This window comes from Citrobacter sp. RHBSTW-00887, assembly GCF_013728095.1.
In the GTDB taxonomy this organism is placed as follows: domain Bacteria; phylum Pseudomonadota; class Gammaproteobacteria; order Enterobacterales; family Enterobacteriaceae; genus Citrobacter; species Citrobacter braakii.
This window is the reverse complement of sequence record NZ_CP056267.1, coordinates 3,069,812-3,089,836: the sequence shown is the minus strand read 5'-3', so window position 1 is coordinate 3,089,836 and position 20,025 is coordinate 3,069,812. Positions and strand designations below refer to the sequence as shown.

Annotated in this window: 18 protein-coding genes and 2 pseudogenes; 13 read left to right on the top strand and 7 right to left on the bottom strand. The window is 50.0% G+C overall.

Annotation, left to right across the window (positions count from 1 at the left end; translation table 11 throughout):
- Positions 1-151: 151 nt before the first annotated feature.
- The gene (locus HV314_RS14750) at positions 152-1,006 is read left to right on the top strand and encodes an aldo/keto reductase (protein ID WP_137352128.1); all 855 of its coding nucleotides are present in this window, start codon (positions 152-154) and stop codon (positions 1,004-1,006) included.
- A 96-nt stretch (positions 1,007-1,102) separates the two neighbouring features.
- Here HV314_RS14750 and HV314_RS14745 read toward each other — a convergent pair whose 3' ends face one another.
- Both HV314_RS14745 and gapA read right to left on the bottom strand, forming a co-directional pair.
- Entirely contained in the window at positions 1,103-1,987 is an 885-nt protein-coding gene (locus tag HV314_RS14745; RefSeq protein WP_181545974.1) for a D-hexose-6-phosphate mutarotase, read from the bottom strand.
- Positions 1,988-2,186: 199 nt separating this feature from the next.
- Positions 2,187-3,182, bottom strand: coding sequence for a glyceraldehyde-3-phosphate dehydrogenase (gene gapA, locus HV314_RS14740; RefSeq protein WP_003030697.1), 996 nt, complete (start codon positions 3,180-3,182; stop codon positions 2,187-2,189).
- A 341-nt stretch (positions 3,183-3,523) separates the two neighbouring features.
- Between gapA and msrB the strand changes: the two genes are divergently transcribed.
- Together msrB and HV314_RS14730 are read left to right on the top strand one after the other, a co-directional pair.
- Positions 3,524-3,937 carry a peptide-methionine (R)-S-oxide reductase MsrB gene (gene msrB / locus HV314_RS14735; protein ID WP_016152816.1) on the top strand — a complete coding sequence of 138 codons (414 nt, stop codon included), beginning with the start codon at positions 3,524-3,526 and terminating at the stop codon, positions 3,935-3,937.
- A gap of 42 nt (positions 3,938-3,979) precedes the next feature.
- Positions 3,980-4,255, top strand: coding sequence for a YeaC family protein (locus tag HV314_RS14730; protein WP_016152817.1), 276 nt, complete (start codon positions 3,980-3,982; stop codon positions 4,253-4,255).
- Positions 4,256-4,299: 44 nt separating this feature from the next.
- Here the strand turns inward: HV314_RS14730 and yajD are convergent, their stop codons facing one another.
- Together yajD and HV314_RS14720 are read right to left on the bottom strand one after the other, a co-directional pair.
- Positions 4,300-4,644 carry an HNH nuclease YajD gene (yajD, locus tag HV314_RS14725; protein WP_181545972.1) on the bottom strand — a complete coding sequence of 115 codons (345 nt, stop codon included), beginning with the start codon at positions 4,642-4,644 and terminating at the stop codon, positions 4,300-4,302.
- Positions 4,645-4,737: 93 nt separating this feature from the next.
- Positions 4,738-5,991, bottom strand: a complete 1,254-nt coding sequence (locus tag HV314_RS14720) for a glycoside hydrolase family 18 protein (protein WP_181545970.1) — start codon at positions 5,989-5,991, stop codon at positions 4,738-4,740.
- A gap of 295 nt (positions 5,992-6,286) precedes the next feature.
- On the opposite strand from HV314_RS14720, the gene HV314_RS14715 reads away from it, so the two are divergent.
- The 10 genes and pseudogenes from HV314_RS14715 (at position 6,287) to HV314_RS14670 (ending at position 16,231) form a co-directional block, all read left to right on the top strand.
- The gene (locus HV314_RS14715) at positions 6,287-7,363 is read left to right on the top strand and encodes a zinc-binding dehydrogenase (protein ID WP_049041622.1); all 1,077 of its coding nucleotides are present in this window, start codon (positions 6,287-6,289) and stop codon (positions 7,361-7,363) included.
- A 27-nt stretch (positions 7,364-7,390) separates the two neighbouring features.
- Positions 7,391-8,674, top strand: a pseudogene (locus tag HV314_RS14710) (MFS transporter); the annotation flags it as partial.
- A gap of 60 nt (positions 8,675-8,734) precedes the next feature.
- Positions 8,735-9,715: an IS5-like element ISKpn26 family transposase gene (locus tag HV314_RS14705; RefSeq protein ID WP_000019441.1), complete on the top strand. Its 981-nt coding sequence runs from the start codon at positions 8,735-8,737 to the stop codon at positions 9,713-9,715.
- Between the two features lie 147 nt (positions 9,716-9,862).
- A pseudogene (locus tag HV314_RS27625) lies at positions 9,863-9,970 on the top strand (hypothetical protein); the annotation flags it as partial.
- A gap of 17 nt (positions 9,971-9,987) precedes the next feature.
- Positions 9,988-11,031, top strand: a complete 1,044-nt coding sequence (locus HV314_RS14695) for an NAD(P)-dependent alcohol dehydrogenase (RefSeq protein ID WP_181545966.1) — start codon at positions 9,988-9,990, stop codon at positions 11,029-11,031.
- 24 nt (positions 11,032-11,055) lie between these two features.
- On the top strand, positions 11,056-11,892 hold the full coding sequence (locus HV314_RS14690; RefSeq protein ID WP_016152822.1) for a ketose-bisphosphate aldolase: 837 nt from the start codon (positions 11,056-11,058) through the stop codon (positions 11,890-11,892).
- Positions 11,893-11,896: 4 nt separating this feature from the next.
- The gene (locus tag HV314_RS14685; protein WP_181545963.1) at positions 11,897-12,844 is read left to right on the top strand and encodes a carbohydrate kinase family protein; all 948 of its coding nucleotides are present in this window, start codon (positions 11,897-11,899) and stop codon (positions 12,842-12,844) included.
- Positions 12,845-12,853: 9 nt separating this feature from the next.
- Entirely contained in the window at positions 12,854-13,837 is a 984-nt protein-coding gene (gene ydjG / locus HV314_RS14680; RefSeq protein ID WP_181545961.1) for an NADH-dependent methylglyoxal reductase, read from the top strand.
- A gap of 136 nt (positions 13,838-13,973) precedes the next feature.
- Positions 13,974-14,732, top strand: coding sequence for a DeoR/GlpR family DNA-binding transcription regulator (locus HV314_RS14675; protein WP_016152825.1), 759 nt, complete (start codon positions 13,974-13,976; stop codon positions 14,730-14,732).
- A 140-nt stretch (positions 14,733-14,872) separates the two neighbouring features.
- Positions 14,873-16,231: an MFS transporter gene (locus tag HV314_RS14670; RefSeq protein WP_181545959.1), complete on the top strand. Its 1,359-nt coding sequence runs from the start codon at positions 14,873-14,875 to the stop codon at positions 16,229-16,231.
- Between the two features lie 38 nt (positions 16,232-16,269).
- Here the strand turns inward: HV314_RS14670 and pncA are convergent, their stop codons facing one another.
- Genes pncA through sppA form a run of 3 tightly spaced genes read right to left on the bottom strand, consistent with a single transcriptional unit; the run spans position 16,270 to position 19,851 of the window.
- Entirely contained in the window at positions 16,270-16,908 is a 639-nt protein-coding gene (gene pncA, locus HV314_RS14665; protein WP_410687357.1) for a bifunctional nicotinamidase/pyrazinamidase, read from the bottom strand.
- Between the two features lie 14 nt (positions 16,909-16,922).
- On the bottom strand, positions 16,923-17,939 hold the full coding sequence (ansA, locus tag HV314_RS14660; protein WP_016152828.1) for an asparaginase: 1,017 nt from the start codon (positions 17,937-17,939) through the stop codon (positions 16,923-16,925).
- A 55-nt stretch (positions 17,940-17,994) separates the two neighbouring features.
- Complete coding sequence (gene sppA, locus HV314_RS14655) at positions 17,995-19,851, bottom strand: signal peptide peptidase SppA (RefSeq protein ID WP_181545955.1); 1,857 nt, start codon at positions 19,849-19,851, stop codon at positions 17,995-17,997.
- Positions 19,852-20,025 lie beyond the last annotated feature (174 nt).

The following is a 20,025-nucleotide window of genomic DNA, read 5'->3' as shown; positions in this document are numbered from 1 at the left end:
TTCGGCCCGGGAGCATTGTTTGTTCCCGGGTTTTTTATTGCCGTTGCCATAGCGGTCAACTTCCAATCTTAGAGGGTGCAATTTGTGCACCCTAACAGGACACATACCAGTTGTTTTGCTTTACTGTGGTGCATTAACACAGGAGGGTGCGATGACAGCGAAACAGGTGATGTTTACAAAGCAGGTATCGCTGCCTGCTATTGGGCAGGGAACATGGTACATGGGCGAGGATCCTGGCCGACGTCGGGAAGAGGTTTCAGCGCTGCGGGCTGGTCTGGATCTCGGTCTGCGGTTGATCGATACCGCCGAAATGTATGCAGATGGTGCAGCGGAAGAGGTAGTGGGTGAAGCATTAATCGGGCGTCGTGATAGCGCTTTTTTAGTCTCGAAAGTATACCCCTGGAATGCCGGTGGTCAGAAAGCCATTGCCGCCTGTGAAGCGAGCCTGCGTCGACTAAAAACTGATTATCTGGATCTCTATTTGCTGCACTGGACGGGCAGTTTTTCATTTGCTGAGACCGTTGATGCCATGGAAGCACTCATTGCGCAGGGGAAAATCCGCCGCTGGGGCGTCTCTAATCTCGATTACGATGACATGCAGGCGTTATGGCAAGTCACAGGTGGGCGGGAATGTGCCACTAACCAGGTGCTTTATCATTTAGCATCGCGCGGTATTGAATATGATTTACTGCCGTGGTGCCAGCAGCAGCAGATGCCGGTCATGGCTTACAGTCCGCTGGCTCAGGCGGGGCGATTGCGCGGTGACTTGCTTTCTCACTCTGTGGTGAACGACATCGCGCACGCGCACAATGTTAGTGCTGCGCAGATTTTGCTGGCATGGGTGATTCGTCTGCCGGGCGTGATGGCGATTCCAAAAGCGGCAAGCGTAGCGCATGTCGAACAAAATGCCGCCGCGCTGGAGATAACGCTCTCTGTTGATGAGCTGAAGCAGTTAGATAAGGCATATCCAGCGCCAAAGGGTAAAACGGCGCTGGATATGGCCTGATTTGCCGAATGGCGATGCTCACGCTTCTTATCCGGCCTACGCAACGTTTTGGTAGGCCGGATAAGGCGCAAGCTCCGTCAGGCAACTGACACAATTTTAGCGTTTAGCAACGCGGATAGTTTGTGCCAGGCGTGATGGTCTTTCTTCGCGGGTTTTCTGCGGCGCGGTCGCGTAAGCCGTCTCTACGCAAACAAACGTTTTATAGCCGTCATCCGGCATGTCGCCCATGCTAACGGACAGCGCCGGACCCGGGTTCCAGCCCACGACATTCAGATGGTGATGATGGACAACGTCAATATTGCGGTTGAGCGCACCATCATGGATAACGCTGCACGCTTGCGGATTCAGATAGACACGATCGGTGCGGTCCGGGAAGGTCTGGATACCATCAGCCAGCACATCTTCTTTAGCATCATTTACTTTGTCGATCAGGCGATCGCCAAGTCCACTGACTTTTACTGCCGCAATGTCACCGACGTTGAAATAGGTATGCAGCGCAGAGGTGGTTTCAAATTCACCGTGGGCTTCCAGTTCCATTTCACAGGTGGCACCTACTTTGAAACGGGCCAGCAGGCAGAACTCGTGCGGCCATAGCTGACGCGTTTCAGCGTTACTTTGCAATTCAAACGTCAGCGCCACGCCATTGTCGTCTTCGTTGTGCGCTTTCAGCGTCCATGGCAGGTTGCGGGCAAAACCATGAGAAGGCAGACCCTGCTGAGCAGCCGGGCCAAACCACGGCCAGCAAATTGGTACGCCGCCACGCAGCGCTACGCCGGTTTTAAACGGGGTATTGTTACTTAGCCACAGGACTTCCTCTTCGCCGTTGGGTTTCCAGGAAAGAAGATGTGCGCCCTGCAGTGCGAAAGATGCTTTAACCTGTGGATGATCGACCACAAGAATCTCAAGTTCATCAAGCTGGCGGCGGGAGAGGACCGGGGTAATTTGTTCGATTACCGGAAGTGAAAAAATTTTATTAATCATTATGCAATCCTTTTTTTTACCCTAAATAATTCGAGTTGCAGGACGGCGGCAAGTGAACGATCCCGATGAGCTTACAAAAGTAAGTGATTCGGGTGAGAGAGCATTGCCAACACACCGGTAACTTGAAGTATGACGGGTATCTTCAGGCAAAAAAAAGAGCGACCTGAGTCGCTCTTACAGATTACTGTTTCATCTCAACTTATTTGGAGATGTGAGCAATCAGGTCCAGAACTTTGTTGGAGTAGCCGGTTTCGTTGTCGTACCAGGATACCAGTTTCACGAAGTTGTCGTTCAGTGCGATACCAGCTTTAGCATCGAACACGGAAGTGCAAACTTCACCGTTGAAATCGGTAGATACTACGTCGTCTTCGGTGTAACCCAGAACGCCTTTCATCGGGCCTTCGGAAGCAGCTTTGATTGCTTTCTTAATTTCTTCGTAAGAAGCAGCTTTTTCCAGACGAACGGTCAGGTCAACAACAGATACGTTCGGGGTAGGAACGCGGAACGCCATACCAGTCAGTTTGCCGTTCAGTTCTGGCAGTACTTTACCTACAGCTTTAGCAGCACCGGTAGAGGACGGGATGATGTTCTGGGATGCGCCGCGGCCGCCGCGCCAGTCTTTGTGAGACGGGCCATCAACGGTTTTCTGAGTAGCGGTGGTCGCGTGAACAGTAGTCATCAGACCTTCGATGATGCCGAAGTTGTCGTTGATAACTTTAGCCAGCGGAGCCAGGCAGTTAGTGGTGCAGGAAGCGTTAGAAACGATGTCCTGACCTTCGTATTTGTCAAAGTTAGCGCCTTTAACAAACATCGGAGTGTTATCTTTGGACGGACCAGTCAGAACCACTTTTTTCGCGCCAGCAGTGATGTGCTTACGAGCGGTTTCATCTGTCAGGAACAGGCCAGTAGCTTCAGCTACTACGTCAACACCAACTTCGTCCCATTTCAGGTTAGCCGGATCACGTTCAGCGGTAACACGGATTTTTTTACCGTTTACGATCAGATGACCGTCTTTCACTTCAACGGTACCGTTGAAACGGCCGTGAGTGGAGTCATATTTCAGCATGTAAGCCATGTAGTCAGCGTCTAACAGGTCGTTGATTGCAACGATCTCGATGTCAGAGCGTTCTTGAGCAGCACGGAAAACAATGCGACCGATACGGCCAAAACCGTTGATACCTACTTTGATAGTCATATATTCCACCAGCTATTTGTTAGTGAATAAAAGGTTGCCTGTAAAATTACAAAAACCTTACGCAGCGTCAAGCGGAATCGTGTCAATCATTGCGACAAATCAATCTGCTGCTTAAGCTTTGCGCAACTGACTCGCCTCACTCTTCCTTTGGGCTTGAAACCACATGGGGTCGGCGGCCCGAATTTTAAAGGGCAATCAAGATAAAAACGTGATTGTGATCACGAATTGCAGGCTGCCATTTCGCACGGATCAAGTTTAGAACAAAAGTTCGCACTCTGGTGTTAATGTTTTGTTAGAATCTGTCTCGCGATGTGAGTTTAGATAAAGCGAGATGTGAGCAAATGGCTAATCAACCTTCTCCAGAAGAACTAAAAAAAAATTTAACCGAAATGCAGTTCTACGTGACGCAGAATCACGGGACAGAACCGCCATTTACCGGGCGTTTGCTGCACAACAAGCGTGACGGAATCTACCACTGTTTGGTCTGTGACAAACCGCTATTTCGTTCCGAGACAAAATATGACTCTGGCTGCGGCTGGCCCAGCTTTTACGAGCCTGTCAGCGCAGAGGCTATCCGTTACATTAAAGATACTTCACACGGTATGCAGCGCATTGAAATCCGCTGTGGTAACTGTGATGCGCACCTGGGGCATGTCTTCCCGGATGGTCCGCAACCTACAGGTGAACGTTACTGCGTTAACTCAGCGTCTTTGAACTTCACCGATGGTGAAAACGGTGAGCAGACCAAAGGCTGAAGAAACGATTCAGCAAATTATTCTACGGAGAGTGGATTTAACATGAATCTTGATGAGATGATCAACAGCATGACGCCGGAAGTTTATCAGCGCTTATCAACTGCCGTTGAACTCGGAAAATGGCCGGATGGCGTGGCGCTAACGGCAGAACAAAAAGAGAACTGCTTACAGCTGGTGATGTTGTGGCAGGCGCGAAACAATATTGACGCGCAGCATATGACGATTGATACCAACGGTGAGATGGTGATGAAGAGTAAGCAGCAGTTGAAAGTGGAGTTTGGTATTACGCCCGAACCCATTGCGACGTTTAAATCCTGATTACTCAGGCCCGGCAAACATCTATGTCGGGCCCGCAGTTGAAGTTATTTCTTGTTCATCATCGCCTTCAGATCGGCGAACGGATTATATTTCGCTTCGCCCACCGCTTTCTGTGCATCTTCGCCTGCAACCACCGTTGAACCATACTGGTCCGCTTCCGTATATTTGGAATGTTCGTGATCGTGGCAGTACAGGCACAACATTTCCCAGTTGCTACCATCTTCCGGGTTATTGGAGTGATCGTGATCGATATGGTGTACCGTCAATTCGCGCAAATTTGAGTACACGAACTCACGGGAACAACGTCCGCAGACCCAGGGGAAGAGTTTAAGCGCCTTTTCCCGGTAACCGATTTCCAGACGGGCGTAATTTTTAGGGATAAAAGCCATAAAGCTCATGCCTCCAGTAGAAAATGAAAAGCTGCGCCAAAAGTTGGCGCAGCAGAATGCGATAATCATAACCTATTGTGTCAGGCGTTGGGATCAGTGTTTGATGCCTAACGAATCGGCTAACTGCTTCGCCAACTGGTTTTGGTCATCCGCACCGTATTCCCAGAACATGGCGCCTCCCAGCCCCTTGCTCTTGATATAGTCAGCCTTGATCGCTACCGAGCGCGGGTTTTCATAGGAGAGGGCAAAGCGCGCTTTTCCATCCACAGACTGCACTGACAGCCACGGCACTTTTGCTTCATCATCCCAATGCTGGCTAAAGCGCTTTTGCGGATCGTTGATCAATTTCGCCACAATGTCGTTGTACTTCACATAGGTATCTTTGCTCAGATCGACGCCCAGTGATTTGAACAATTCAATTTGCGCGGGCCCGAAATAGGGCTGGGTAACAGGATTTTTCTGTGCGTCAGGTTTGCTCCAGTCAATGCCAGGCTCAACAGCGCGTTTCGGTACGCGACCATAAAAACCAATGCCCAGGTTCATCTGACTCGCCTTTAGACCGGCAGCAAGATAGTTGTTGACCACAAAATCAGCGCTGTACTTATCCGCCGCGGCGACTGTCGGCCATTGTGTCGAATCGTACAGGTTCGAGTTGAAATACTGCGTACCGTAAGCCATGTCATAGGTCATCAGGTTTATGTAGTCGAGCGATGGCGCAATGGCTTTCACATCCACCCAGCTTTTCGGGCTTTCCGCATTTGCGCCCACGGCGATAGTCAGTAGTTTTTTATGCCCCAATGCGGCGCGGAGCTCTTTTAACAGTGCGGTAAAGTTAGCTCGGTCGGCCGGTTGACTTTCGACCAGTCCCCAGGCGCCGTTGACCGGGTATTCCCAGTCGAGGTCGATGCCATCCAGGCCATATTTCGCAATTATCTCCTGAGCAGACTGAATAAACACCGCGCGCGATTCTTTCGTTGCTGCCGCGCCGGAGAATCCACGAGCCCCCCAACCACCGACGGAAAGCAATACTTTCAGGTTCGGATTCTGTTTACGCAGCTGTGGAATTTTCAGTAAATCATCCTGCACTTTCGGTGAAAGCCAAATCTGATGCAGCTTGCCGGCGTCTTTTAAGGCGTCATTGGTCTCGTCTTTTTCGTTGTTGTAGACAAGGCCAAACGAATAGTTGAGATGGGTTATCTGACGAACATCCAGTTTATTGATGTCACCACCAGGACCGGCAGTGACGTCGCCGCCACCATTGAAGTAGCCAACTGACATCAGTGAACTGGCGGAAACAACGCTGGCGCAAAGCAGGGGTAATGCTGCCAACAAAGGCAATAGTTTCATCGGTGTTCCTCTTTGACATTTAAACAAGCAAACACGCCACGGAAATGGCGTGGCGAAAAAAAACAGCACCTGCAAGTTAACAGTTTCATAACAGGAAAAATGCGAAGGTGTTCACGTCATTTTAACCAAGCGACTGCTGTGTCTTTGGCTTTCAATTCATCTTGGCACTTATTTGTGATCTAAGTTGTGAAATGCAGATCAAAATCTGTGTTTTAAAGATTTTGTGTTGACCTCAAAAATTATATGGATAAGTATGATGCCAGGTGATGCAAAACTAAACACAAAGGAAAATTCAATGAAAGCACTGGCAAGATTTGGCAAGAGCTTTGGCGGCTACAAGATGATTGATGTCCCGGAACCGATATGCGGCCCGGAAGACGTAGTGATTGAAATCAAGGCGGCAGCTATCTGCGGCGCGGACATGAAACACTACAATGTCGACAGTGGGTCCGACCAGTTCAATTCGATTCGTGGTCACGAATTTGCCGGCCAAATTGTGCAGGTTGGCGATAAGGTTAAGGACTGGAAAGTCGGTCAGCGAGTGGTTTCTGACAACAGCGGGCACGTCTGCGGCGTTTGTCCGTCTTGCGAACAAGGTGATTTTCTTTGTTGTACAGAAAAGGTGAATTTAGGTCTGGATAACAATACCTGGGGAGGGGGGTTTTCGAAATACTGTCTGGTCCCTGGGGAGATCCTCAAAATTCACCGTCATGCGCTGTGGGAAATCCCAACAGGCGTTGATTATGAAGAGGCGGCTGTACTCGATCCCATCTGCAATGCCTACAAATCTATCGCCCAGCAATCCAAATTTCTTCCGGGTCAGGATGTGGTGGTTTTTGGTACCGGCCCGCTGGGACTTTTTTCGGTACAAATGGCGCGCATTATGGGGGCCGTTAATATCGTGATGGTTGGGCTGGAAGACGATGTCGCGGTACGTTTCCCGATAGCCAAAGAAATGGGGGCCACGGCTGTCGTCAACGGTTCAACCGAAGATGTGGTCGCACGTTGTCAGGAGATCTGCGGGAAAGACAATCTGGGACTGGTCATCGAATGTTCCGGTGCCAATATAGCCCTGAAACAATCTATCGAAATGCTGCGTCCTAACGGTGAAGTCGTCCGCGTGGGGATGGGCTTCAAACCTCTCGATTTTTCTATTAACGACATCACTGCGTGGAATAAAAGCATCATTGGTCATATGGCCTACGATTCCACTTCCTGGCGCAATGCTATTCGCCTGCTCGCTAGCGGTGCGATAAAAGTCAAACCGATGATCACTCACCGTATCGGCTTATCGCAATGGCGAGAAGGTTTTGACGCGATGGTCGATAAGACCGCGATTAAGGTCATCATGACCTACGACTTTGATGAATAACCCCATTTATTAAAGGAAGGTTCCCGGATGGAACAGATAGCAAAACCGCACTGCGGCGCGAGGTTGGACAGGCTGCCTGACTGTCGCTGGCATACGTCTATGTTTGCCATGGTTGCCTTCGGATTACTGGTTTGCTGGAGTAATGCCGTCGGTGGATTAATTCTCGCGCAATTAAAAGAACTTGGCTGGACTGATAATTCCACCACCGCCACATTCTCTGCCATTACGACGGCTGGAATGTTTCTCGGTGCGCTCGGTGGGGGAATTATTGGCGATAAGATCGGGCGTAAAAATGCATTTATTCTGTATGAAGCGATTCATATTTTTTCTATGACCGTTGGTGCGTTTTCACCCAATATGACCTTCCTGATCGCCTGTCGTTTTGTGATGGGAGTTGGATTAGGCGCGCTGCTGGTCACCTTATTTGCCGGGTTTACCGAATATATGCCTGGCAGAAATCGTGGTACTTGGTCGAGTCGGGTCTCGTTTATCGGCAACTGGTCTTATCCGCTCTGTTCACTGATCGCGATGGGGCTGACGCCACTTATCAGCGCGGAATGGAACTGGCGCGTACAGCTGTTGATTCCTGCGGTGCTGTCGCTCATAGCAACTGTTATTGCCTGGCGCAGTTTCCCTGAGTCGCCTCGCTGGCTGGAGTCTCGCGGGCGCTACCAGGAAGCCGAAAAGGTGATGCGGGCAATTGAAGAAGGTGTCATTCGACAGACCGGTAAGCCTCTTCCGCCAGTCGTGATAAAGGATGATGGTAAACAACCTCGTTCTGTACCGTACTCCGCCTTATTAACAGGTGTATTGCTGAAGCGGGTTATTTTGGGTTCTTTTGTTCTGATTGCCATGAACGTCGTTCAGTACACCTTAATTAACTGGCTACCGACAATATTTATGACCCAGGGTATTAATCTGAAAGACTCCATTGTCTTAAATACCATGAGCATGTTCGGTGCGCCATTTGGGATTTTTATCGCCATGCTGGTAATGGATAAAATTGCGAGAAAAACAATGGGGGTGGGGTTATTAGTGTTAATTGCTGTGCTGGGTTATATCTATTCGCTGCAAACCAGTATGCTGCTAATTACATTAATAGGTTTTTTCCTGATTACTTTTGTCTATATGTATGTTTGTTATGCCTCCGCTGTATACGTTCCGGAAATATGGCCGACCGAAGCGAAACTTCGCGGTTCGGGACTGGCCAACGCTGTCGGGCGTGTCAGTGGTATCGCCGCACCTTATGCAGTCGCAGTATTACTTAATGGTTACGGCGTGACAGGGGTGTTTGTACTGCTAGGGAAGGTGCGAACAAGTTCCTGATATGAGATCATCATATTCATCCGGAGCGCATCCCAGAGGGACATCATGAGCCATCAACTCACCTTCGCCGATAGTGAATTCAGCACTAAGCGCCGTCAGACCCGAAAAGAGATTTTCCTCTCCCGCATGGAGCAGATTCTGCCATGGCAGAATATGACCGCTGTCATCGAGCCGTTTTATCCCAAGGCGGGCAATGGCCGACGGCCCTATCCGCTGGAGACCATGCTGCGTATTCACTGCATGCAGCATTGGTACAACCTGAGCGACGGTGCCATGGAAGATGCCCTGTACGAAATCGCCTCCATGCGCCTGTTTGCCCGATTATCCCTGGATAGCGCCCTGCCGGATCGCACCACCATCATGAATTTCCGCCACCTGCTCGAGCAGCATCAACTGGCCCGTCAATTGTTCAAGACCATCAATCGCTGGCTGGCCGAAGCAGGCGTCATGATGACCCAAGGCACTTTGGTGGATGCCACCATCATTGAGGCACCCAGCTCTACCAAGAACAAAGAGCAGCAACGCGATCCGGAGATGCATCAGACCAAGAAAGGCAATCAGTGGCACTTTGGCATGAAGGCCCACATTGGTGTCGATGCCAAGAGTGGCCTGACCCACAGCCTAGTCACCACCGCGGCCAACGAGCATGACCTCAATCAGCTGGGTAATCTGCTTCATGGAGAGGAGCAATTTGTCTCAGCCGATGCCGGCTACCAAGGAGCGCCACAGCGCGAGGAGCTGGCCGAGGTGGATGTGGACTGGCTGATCGCCGAGCGTCCCGGCAAGGTAAAAACCTTGAAGCAGCATCCGCGCAAGAACAAAACGGCCATCAACATCGAATACATGAAAGCCAGCATCCGTGCCAAGGTGGAGCACCCGTTTCGCATCATCAAGCGGCAGTTCGGCTTCGTGAAAGCCAGATACAAGGGGCTGCTGAAAAACGATAACCAACTGGCGATGTTATTCACCCTGGCCAACCTGTTTCGGGTGGACCAAATGATACGTCAGTGGGAGAGATCTCAGTAAAAACCGGAAATAACGCCAGAAATGGTGGAAAAAATAGCCTAAATAGGCTGATTCGATGTGTTTGCGGGAAAAAAATCGGCCCAGATCCGCGAAATTTTAATCAGCGAGTCAGCTTGGGAAGAAATGACCTGCTTATTCGCACCTTCCCTAGGTGCGGTCTCCATTATTGTCGCCATTGCCATTGCTACCATCGGAATTGAAACCAAAGGCGTCTCTGTCGAAAGTCTCGGGATTGATGCAGTTACCAGCAAATAATATTGACGGGAAATAAAATGAAAAACTCGAAAGCGATATTAAAAACGCCGGGCACGATGAAAATCATCGCCGCCGATATTCCGGTGCCCAATGAGCATGAAGTGCTGATCAAAGTTGAATACGTTGGTATTTGCGGTTCAGATGTTCACGGTTTTGAATCAGGTCCTTTTATTCCGCCGAAAGATCCTAATCAGGAAATTGGTTTGGGGCATGAATGCGCCGGTACAGTGGTGGCGGTAGGGAACCGTGTAACCAAATTTAAACCGGGTGATCGGGTGAATATTGAACCCGGTGTACCGTGCGGTCACTGCCGCTACTGCCTGGAAGGGAAATATAATATCTGTCCGGACGTCGATTTTATGGCTACGCAGCCCAACTACCGCGGCGCGCTAACCCACTATCTGTGTCATCCGGAGAGTTTCACTTACAAATTGCCCGATAACATGGACACCCTGGAAGGTGCGCTGGTGGAACCAGCGGCGGTGGGTATGCATGCTGCAATGCTGGCAGACGTTAAACCGGGTAAGAAAATCGTCATTCTTGGGGCGGGGTGTATTGGTTTAATGACTTTGCAGGCGTGTAAATGTTTGGGCGCAACCGAGATCGCGGTGGTTGATGTGCTGGAAAAACGTCTGGCGATGGCTGAACAACTAGGGGCGACAACCGTTATAAACGGTGCAAAAGAGGACACCATTGTCCGCTGCCAGCAGTTCTCTGGCGATATGGGCGCGGACATTGTTTTCGAAACTGCCGGTTCAGCCATAACCGTTAAGCAGGCGCCGTATCTGGTGATGCGCGGCGGGAAAATCATGATCGTTGGTACAGTACCTGGTGATTCCGCAATTAATTTTCTCAAAATTAACCGTGAAGTGTCTATTCAGACAGTTTTCCGTTACGCCAACCGCTATCCGGTTACTATTGAAGCCATATCCTCCGGTCGGTTCGATGTGAAATCGATGGTGACGCATATTTACGATTATGCAGATGTTCAGCGCGCGTTTGATGAATCCGTTAATAACAAAAGCGAAATTATTAAAGGCGTAATTAAAGTAAAAAATTAATTTATCGGAAAGGGAGAAATAACTATGCTGGCAGATATTAAATATTGGGAAAATGATGCCCAAAATAAACATTATGCGATTGCTCACTTTAACGTGTGGAATGCGGAAATGCTAATGGGGGTGATTGATGCGGCGGAAGAATCGAAATCGCCGGTGATTATCTCTTTCGGTACTGGTTTTGTGGGTAATACCTCGTTCGAAGATTTTTCGCACATGATGGTTTCAATGGCTAAAAAGGCCTCGGTTCCAGTTATTACCCACTGGGATCACGGACGTAGCATGGAGATTATCCATAACGCCTGGACTCATGGTATGAATTCGCTGATGCGTGATGCCTCTGCCTTTGATTTCGAAGAGAATATTCGTCTGACAAAAGAGGCCGTGGATTTTTTCCATCCGCTGGGTGTGCCAGTCGAAGCTGAGCTGGGCCATGTGGGCAATGAAACGGTGTACGAAGAAGCGCTGGCGGGTTATCACTATACCGATCCGAACCAGGCGGCGGAATTTGTCGAGCGTACCGGCTGCGATTCTCTGGCGGTGGCGATTGGTAACCAGCACGGCGTCTATACCTCAGAGCCGAAACTGAATTTCGACGTGGTTAAACGCGTGCGGGAAGCCGTATCCGTGCCACTGGTGTTGCATGGTGCGTCGGGTATCAGCGATGCGGATATCAAAAAAGCCATTTCATTAGGTATCTCTAAAATCAACATTCATACCGAACTGTGCCAGGCTGCCATGGTGGCAGTGCAGGAGAACCAGAATCAGCCCTTCCTGCACGTTGAACGTGAAGTTCGCAAAGCGGTAAAAGAGCGCGCGCTGGAGAAAATTAAATTGTTTGGTTCTGACGGTAAAGCGGAATGACAACATGGATAATATCGAGGTTATTTGTATAGGGGCAGCTATTGTTGATATTCCCTTACAGCCGGTGAGTAAAAATATCTTTGATGTTGATTCTTATCCGTTAGAAAGAATAGCGATGACAACCGGCGGCGACGCAATTAATGAAGCGACTATTATTTCTCGTCTCGGTCATCGTACAGCGTTAATGAGCCGGGTAGGTGCTGATGCAGCAGGTTATTTTATTCTCGACCACTGCCGTCGGGAGAATATAGATATTCAGAGCCTGAAGCAGGATGCCGCAATTGATACATCTATTAACGTGGGATTAGTCACCGCCGATGGCGAGCGTACTTTCGTGACTAACCGTAACGGCAGCCTGTGGAAGCTGAATATCAGCGATGTTGATTTTGACCGCTTCTCTCAAGCAAAGCTGCTGTCGCTGGCGAGTATTTTTAATAGCCCGTTACTGGATAGCGATGCACTGACGGCAATTTTCGCTCAGGCGAAAGCGCATCGGTTAATTATCTGTGCGGATATGATCAAACCGCGGCTTAATGAAACACTGAAAGATATTCGACAGGCATTGAGCTACGTGGATTATCTGTTTCCTAATTTTGAGGAGGCCAAACTGCTCACCGGGAAAGAGACGCTGGATGACATTGCCGACAGTTTCCTGAACTGTGGCGTGAAAACAGTCGTGATTAAGACCGGCAAGAGAGGCTGCTTTATCAAACGTGTCGATATGAAAATCGAGGTTCCAGCCGTTTCGGGAATTACCGCCATCGACACTATCGGCGCGGGAGACAATTTTGCCTCGGGATTTATTTCCGCGCTGCTTGAAGGCAAAACACTGCGTGAGTGCGCGCTGTTTGCTAATGCAACGGCAGCCATATCGGTTTTGAGCGTAGGGGCCACGACGGGTGTGAAGAACAGAAAGCTGGTTGAACAACTTCTCGATGAATATGAAGGATAATAGCGGCAGATGAAAATGATTCCTTTAGGCAGTACGGATATTACGCTTTCCCGCATGGGATTAGGCACATGGGCGATTGGCGGCGGTCCGGCGTGGAACGGCGATCTCGATCTGCAGGTCTGTATTGATACCATTGTTGAGGCGCATCGCTGCGGTATTAATTTGATTGATACCGCGCCAGGTTACAACTTCGGCAATAGTGAAGTGATTGTCGGGCAGGCGCTGAAAAAACTGCCGCGTAACGATATCGTTGTTGAAACCAAATGCGGCATCGTCTGGGAGCGAACAGGAAGTTTGTTTAACAAAGTGGGCGACCGGCAGTTGTATAAAAATCTCACACCCGAGTCGATTCGCGAAGAGGTGGATGCCAGTCTGCAAAGACTGGGTATTGAGAGCATTGATATCTACATGACCCACTGGCAGTCGGTCGAACCCTGTTTTACGCCGATTGCGGAAACCGTCGATACACTAAACGCACTCAAGAAAGAGGGGAAAATTCGTTCTATCGGTGCGGCTAACGTCGATGCGGAACATATCAGGGAGTATCTCAAACACGGTGAGCTGGATATCATCCAGGCCAAGTACAGCATCCTTGACCGGGCACTGGAAGCTGAACTGCTGCCGTTATGTCAGCAGCATGGCATCGTGGTGCAGGTATATTCACCGCTTGAGCAGGGTCTACTGACCGGAACTATTGATCGCGATTATGTCCCTGGCGGGGCGCGGGCCAACAAAGTCTGGTTCCAACGAGACAATATGCTACGGGTGATTGACATGCTTGAGCAATGGCGGCCGTTGCGCGAAAAATACCGCTGCACAATCCCCGCGCTGGCACTGGCGTGGATTTTAAAGCAAAGCGATTTAATCACCTTGCTGAGCGGCGCAACCGCACCTGAACAGGTCCGTGATAATGTTCAGGCGTTAACGATTCCCCTGACCGATGATGATTCTTTATTGATGAGGCGAATGGCTGAGGCGTTGGATACAAAATAAGCCAAATGGGGTTCACCTCTGTTTCTGTGTAAAATAGCACTAAAATCTGTGATTCAGACATGTTATTTTGAAAATAAACATGGCCTGTGAGATACTTGGGTCTTATTATTACTTTGCAGCAAACAGAGGTGTCATCGTGGCGGCAAAAGACAGGATTCAGGCCATTAAGCAAATGGTGGTGAATGATAAGAAAGTAGCGGTATCTAATTTAAGTTCGATCTTTCAGGTGACTGAAGAAACGATTCGCCGCGATCTGGAAAAACTGGAAGATGAAGGTTTTTTGACCCGAACATATGGCGGTGCTGTACTCAATACAACCGCGTTGTCCGACAATATCCATTTTTATAAGCGTGCAAAATCTTTTTTTGAAGAAAAGCAGATCATTGCCCGTAATGCATTACCGTTCATTAAAAATAAGACCACCATGGCTGCCGACGCCAGCAGTACCGCGATGGAATTATTGAAACTGTTGAAGGAAAGAAACGATCTGACGCTACTGACCAACTCGGCTGAAGCTTTTCATGAACTTGCACAGTCAGAAATTAACGTTGTTTCTACTGGCGGTGAATTAAATAAGAATACGCTGTCGCTTCAGGGAAGGATCACCAAGGAGATTATCAGCCGCTATCATGTTGATATCCTGGTGATGAGCTGCAAAGGTCTGGATATGCAGAGCGGAGCGCTTGACTCTAACGAAGCGGAAGCGGAAATCAAAAAGACGATGATCCGCCAGGCGACCGAGGTGGCTCTGTTGGTTGATCATTCGAAGTTCGATCGTAAAGCGTTCGTCCAGCTCGTGGACTTTAGCCATATTAATTACCTAATAACCAATAAGGCACCGGGTGCAGAGTGGATTGCATTTTGCAAAGAAAATAATATTCAACTCGTATATTAATTTTAACGTGGGTCGTGTCGATATTATTTTAGTTTGCACCTGGAAAATGCCATAAGAATCTAATGATGATGGATGGCGCGGTGAGATTTTTTCTGCCGCGATCGCCATACTTTCTATTTAGCTTAATTTGAGGCATCCAGATGGAACAATGTGACCCTATCGGTGCAAGATTAGATCGCTTGCCTTTATCTCGATTTCATTTTCGTATTTTCGGCATTATCAGTTTTAGTTTATTAGTCACCGGTTTTCTCAGCTATTCCGGGAATGTGGTGTTGGCAAAATTAGTCAGTACCGGTTGGTCAAATAATTACCTCAACGCCGCGTTTACCTCGGCTCTGATGTTTGGCTATTTTATTGGCTCACTAACCGGTGGCTTTATTGGTGATTATCTTGGTCGACGCAAAGCGTTCCGCTTCAATTTGCTGATCGTCGGGGTCTCTGCCTGTGCGGCAACGTTTGTGCCTAACATGTATTGGCTTATCTTTTTCCGCTTCCTAATGGGGAGCGGAATGGGAGCGCTGATTATGGTGGGCTATGCCTCATTTACTGAATTTATTCCGCCCGGGGTGCGTGGGAAGTGGTCTGCTTGCCTGTCGTTTGTCGGCAACTGGTCGCCGATGCTTTCAGCGGCGATTGGCGTTGTGATTATCGCCTTTCTAAGCTGGCGGATGATGTTTTTACTCGGTGGCATGGCGATGCTCTTAGCATGGTATCTGTCGGGAAAGTATTATATTGAATCTCCTCGTTGGCTGGCTGGCAAAGGAAAGAGAAACGAAGCTGAAAAACATCTTCTACAGGTGGAACTGCAAATTCAGAAAGAAAAAAACATCACTTTACCTCCCTGCCATAGCGATTGCCTGACGGCGGATATAAGCACGGAAAGTGATTCATTTTGGCTCTTGTTCAAAGGGCCGATGTTGCGTTGTACGCTGGTGGCAATCACCGTGCTTATCGCGATGAATATTTCGCTCTATACCATTACGGTATGGATCCCGACGATTTTTGTTAATTCGGGAATCGATGTGACGAAATCTATTTTTATGACCGCGATAATTATGATTAGCGCACCCGTTGGGATATTTATTGCCACACTGATTATTGATCGTTTTCCACGTCGATTGTTTGGTTCATTCTTGTTGATTATTATCGCGCTGCTCGGATATTTCTATTCGATTCAAACCGAAGAGTGGGCTATTTTGAGCTACGGGCTGGTGATGATCTTTTTTTTGTATATGTACGTCTGCTTTGCCTCTGCGGTATATGTCCCCGAACTGTGGCCCACACACCTTAGATTGCGGGGATCGGGCTTTGTGAATGCCGTGGGAAGAATTGTCGCAGTATTTACGCCCTATGGTGTCGCTATCTTGTTGACCCGCTACGGCTCGATTACGGTCTTTATCGTGCTAGGCATAATGCTGGTGCTGTGCGCGCTGATTCTTTTTTGCTTTGGCATCGAAACACGCAAAGTTTCGCTGGAAGAGATTTCGACACTGGCTTGAGATAACGTGCCGACAGGGGGGGATCCTGTCGACATCAATTAGCGCTGGGTTTCCAGCCAGTCATCAAGCGTATACAGCGTTGCGCCCGCTGCGGCCATTTCCATAAACGCCTCTGCACTGTCCTGGGGTTGAATATTGACGCCACGGCAGCCGTCGGTAATAACGCTGACGGTATACCCAAGATCGAGCGCATCCAGAACGGTGAATTTAACGCAATAGTCGCTAGCCAGACCCATGATAATAAGCTCAGCAATGCGGTGTTCGAGCAGCCAGGCGTTCAGCGCGGTTGCCTGACGACGACCGTTATCAAAAAACGCACTGTAACTGTCGACCAGCGGGTTCTCGCCCTTGGTGAAGGTTTTCGCTATTGCACGCTGGTTCAGCAGCGGATGCAGGGCCGCCCCTTCGCTGTTTTGCACGCAATGATCGGGCCAGAACGTTTGCGCCAGACTATCCAGTTGTCCCTGACTGTAGGGGGCGACCTGATGCTGGCTGGCAAAACTACCGTGATTAGCCGGATGCCAGTCCAGACTGGCAACAACCGTGTCGCCGCGTAGGGCGCACCAGTCAATCAGACGGTTGGCAATCTCGATTGTGCTGTCGCCTTGCGGAACAGCGAGAGCGCCGCCGGCACAAAAGTCATTTTGTAAATCGACCAACAGTAAGGCTCGGGCCATGGGCATAGACTCCTTTATTCGTCCGGGGTGAGCTCGCCGCGCAGATTTTGCGTCATAGCTTCACGAATGCTCTGCACATCCAGTCCCTGACTCAGTAAATAGTGCAATTTGGTGAGTGTGGCTTCGACGGTCATATCCGCGCCGCCAATCACGCCAGCGTGGGCGAGGGCGTTACCCGTCGCGTAGCCACCCATGTTTACCTTGCCGGACATACACTGGGTCAGGTTCACCACCACAATGCCACGCGAGCTCGCATCTTCAAGTTCTTGCAGAAACTCTTTATTTTGCGGTGCATTGCCCACGCCGTAGGAGCGCAAAATTAACGCTTTCACCGGCTGGCGCAGGAAGTTACGCACCACATCAGCGGAGATACCTGGATAAATGGTGACTACGCCAATCGGTTGTGGAGTAATAGGGTGAACAAGCAGTTCACCTGCGCCGTGCGGTGCTGGCGGTGTTCCCAGTCGACGGATGTGGATCCCGGCTTCCAGTAGCGGCGCAAGGTTGGGTGAGGCAAAGGCGTCAAAGCCATCGGCGTGCGCTTTAGTGGTACGGTTGCCGCGAAACAGTCGATTGTTGAAAAACAGGGTTACTTCATTGATCGGGTAATTTGCCGCAACGTACAGCGCATTGAGCAGGTTGATTTGCCCGTCTGAACGTAGCTCTGCCAGCGGAATTTGTGACCCTGTCACAATTACCGGTTTACCCAGGTTCTCCAACATAAAAGAGAGCGCTGAAGCCGTAAACGCCATGGTGTCGGTGCCGTGCAGAATGACAAAACCATCGTAATCGTCGTAGTGTGCTTTAATGTCTTCCGCAATATGCTGCCAGTCTTCCGGCGTCATGTCGGAGGAATCCATCAACGGGACGTATTCGTGGATGGTGAAGTCTGGCATCTCCGGGCGGTGGAATTCAGGCATCAATGCCAGTTGACGCTGGAGATGACCAGAAACAGGAATATAACCCTGTTCTGAGCGCTGCATACCAATGGTACCGCCGGTATAGGCAACGTAAATCGATTTCTTTTGCATGACTTTTCTTCTGTCTCAATGAAAACCCCTCTTCATCCCGAAGAGGGGGCAATTGTTAGCGAACGTTGGCGCAGGTCAGGCAAAACGCATATCGGTTTTGCGGATCGTTAAACGCGGCCAGCTTATCGCTTTCCGCTTTAACTGCACTGGCCGCAGAAGCAAGCGGCGCCGGGAGCATGGCCTGAATAGCTCCGGGCAGCATGGCGCGAACGGAGCCTGACATGCTGTCCATTACCATATCGACGAATGTCGGTTCATCCTGATAATACGCAATGTGCCACTGTTTCAGCTTGGCAAGCTCAGCCGCTTTCGCGATGGCGTCGTCAAAATCACCGAGGCTGTCTACCAGTCCGTTGGCTTTCGCATCCTGACCGGTCCAGACGTGACCCTGCGCGATTTTGTCAATCTGCTCAGGGGTTGTCTTACGTGCATCCGCGACCAGCGTGATAAAGCGCTTATAGCCATTTTCAATGCTCAATTGCATCATTTGCTGCACTTCAGGCGGTAACGCTTTGGTGATGGAGATATCCGCCAGCGGGGAAGTGGCCACGCCATCGGTATGTACACCAATGGAATCCAGGCTGTTTTCTACGGTGTTGATCACACCAAAGATCCCGATTGAACCGGTTAAAGTGCTGGGGTTTGCCACAATGTAACTGGCTGGGGTGGAGATCCAGTAGCCACCGGAGGCCGCCATGCCGCCCATAGACACGACAACCGGTTTACCCGCCGCTTTTGCCGCAGCCAGCTCAGCACGAATGACTTCCGAGGCGCTGACGCTGCCGCCAGGACTGTTCACGCGCAGTACAATAGCTTTCACTTTCGGATCGAGACGCGCTTCGCGGATTTGTGCGGCAGTGGTGTCGCCTCCCACATTTCCTGGGGTTTCTTCACCGTCCATAATCGCGCCGTTCGCAAAGATAACGCCAATGCTGTCTCCGGTATCCGCCGGTGTTTTCAGCGAATAATCGTAATAGCTGACGGCGCGATAGTTTTTATCCGCTTTGCTCCAGCCAAACTGTTTGGTCAGCATTTTTTCGACTTCGGCGCTGGAGGCGAGTGCATCCACCAGTTTGTTGTCGAGCGCATATTTCGCCGTATCTCCATCGACCTTCGTCAAACCGTCCAGCATCGCCTGTGCGCCAGGGAACACCTGCTGAGCTGGGATCTGGCGGTTGGCGGCGACCGTGTCGAGATAGTTCTGCCACAGTTCGCCGATCCAGCGACTGTCGGCTTCACGCGCGGCAGGAGACATATCATCGCGGATAAACGGCTCTACGGCAGACTTATAGGTCCCGACGCGGAATACGTGCGTGGAAACTTTCAGCTTATCGAGCAGGGACTTGTAGTACAGACCGTTGGTGGCAAAGCCGTGCAGATCAACGGAACCCTGCGGAGAGAGGTAAATTTTGTTAGCAAAACTGGCGAGGTAATACTGCCCCTGGCTGAAGTTATCGCCCACGGCAAAGACCGGTTTACCGCTGTCGCGGAATTCCCGCAGTGCTTTGCCGATATACTGCATGGAAGGCTGGTCTGCCCCGGCAAAATTTTTCAGATCCATCACGATGCCGGTGATGTTGCGATCATCTTTTGCCTGGCGAATCGTATTCACGATATCGAACAGGGAGTTTTCCTGCAGACGATCGGAACTGGCGCCAAACAGCTGACGGCCAATAACGCTTAAACGACTGGTGCTCGAAGGCTTATCGACAATCACCCCGGAGATATCCAGCAGCAGCGCGCCTCGCTCAGCGTGTTCGCTGGTGTTGCTGCTGCTGACCTGCATCCAGATGCCCACGCCAACCAGCACCAAAAAGATGAAGAACAGGTTAAGCACAAATTCACGGACGAAATTGAGTAATCGCCATGTCCATTTAAAAAATCCGGCAATAAATCGCCACAGGGTTCGCATGTATTCTCCCTACCAATTAACAACACGCCACCCCGAAATCCCGGAGAAAGGCGATAAGATGAGGCTATCGTAATGACCCGACAGGCACTTGTCAGCAGGAATCACCGCCTGTGCTGTAACAAAATCCGCTCACGTGTTAATTTTGTGAACAAATTTCATTGTTGGAGTTAAGCA

Coding starts and splice junctions, on each gene's coding strand:
- HV314_RS14690 (WP_016152822.1), top strand. CDS start 11,056: ATGCTGGCAGATATTAAATATTGGGAAAATGATGCCCAAAATAAACAT.
- HV314_RS14750 (WP_137352128.1), top strand. CDS start 152: ATGACAGCGAAACAGGTGATGTTTACAAAGCAGGTATCGCTGCCTGCT.
- HV314_RS14745 (WP_181545974.1), bottom strand. CDS start 1,987: ATGATTAATAAAATTTTTTCACTTCCGGTAATCGAACAAATTACCCCG.
- ydjG (WP_181545961.1), top strand. CDS start 12,854: ATGAAAATGATTCCTTTAGGCAGTACGGATATTACGCTTTCCCGCATG.
- msrB (WP_016152816.1), top strand. CDS start 3,524: ATGGCTAATCAACCTTCTCCAGAAGAACTAAAAAAAAATTTAACCGAA.
- HV314_RS14685 (WP_181545963.1), top strand. CDS start 11,897: ATGGATAATATCGAGGTTATTTGTATAGGGGCAGCTATTGTTGATATT.
- HV314_RS14715 (WP_049041622.1), top strand. CDS start 6,287: ATGAAAGCACTGGCAAGATTTGGCAAGAGCTTTGGCGGCTACAAGATG.
- yajD (WP_181545972.1), bottom strand. CDS start 4,644: ATGGCTTTTATCCCTAAAAATTACGCCCGTCTGGAAATCGGTTACCGG.
- HV314_RS14670 (WP_181545959.1), top strand. CDS start 14,873: ATGGAACAATGTGACCCTATCGGTGCAAGATTAGATCGCTTGCCTTTA.
- ansA (WP_016152828.1), bottom strand. CDS start 17,939: ATGCAAAAGAAATCGATTTACGTTGCCTATACCGGCGGTACCATTGGT.
- HV314_RS14705 (WP_000019441.1), top strand. CDS start 8,735: ATGAGCCATCAACTCACCTTCGCCGATAGTGAATTCAGCACTAAGCGC.
- HV314_RS14730 (WP_016152817.1), top strand. CDS start 3,980: ATGAATCTTGATGAGATGATCAACAGCATGACGCCGGAAGTTTATCAG.
- gapA (WP_003030697.1), bottom strand. CDS start 3,182: ATGACTATCAAAGTAGGTATCAACGGTTTTGGCCGTATCGGTCGCATT.
- HV314_RS14720 (WP_181545970.1), bottom strand. CDS start 5,991: ATGAAACTATTGCCTTTGTTGGCAGCATTACCCCTGCTTTGCGCCAGC.
- sppA (WP_181545955.1), bottom strand. CDS start 19,851: ATGCGAACCCTGTGGCGATTTATTGCCGGATTTTTTAAATGGACATGG.
- HV314_RS14695 (WP_181545966.1), top strand. CDS start 9,988: ATGAAAAACTCGAAAGCGATATTAAAAACGCCGGGCACGATGAAAATC.
- pncA (WP_410687357.1), bottom strand. CDS start 16,908: ATGGCCCGAGCCTTACTGTTGGTCGATTTACAAAATGACTTTTGTGCC.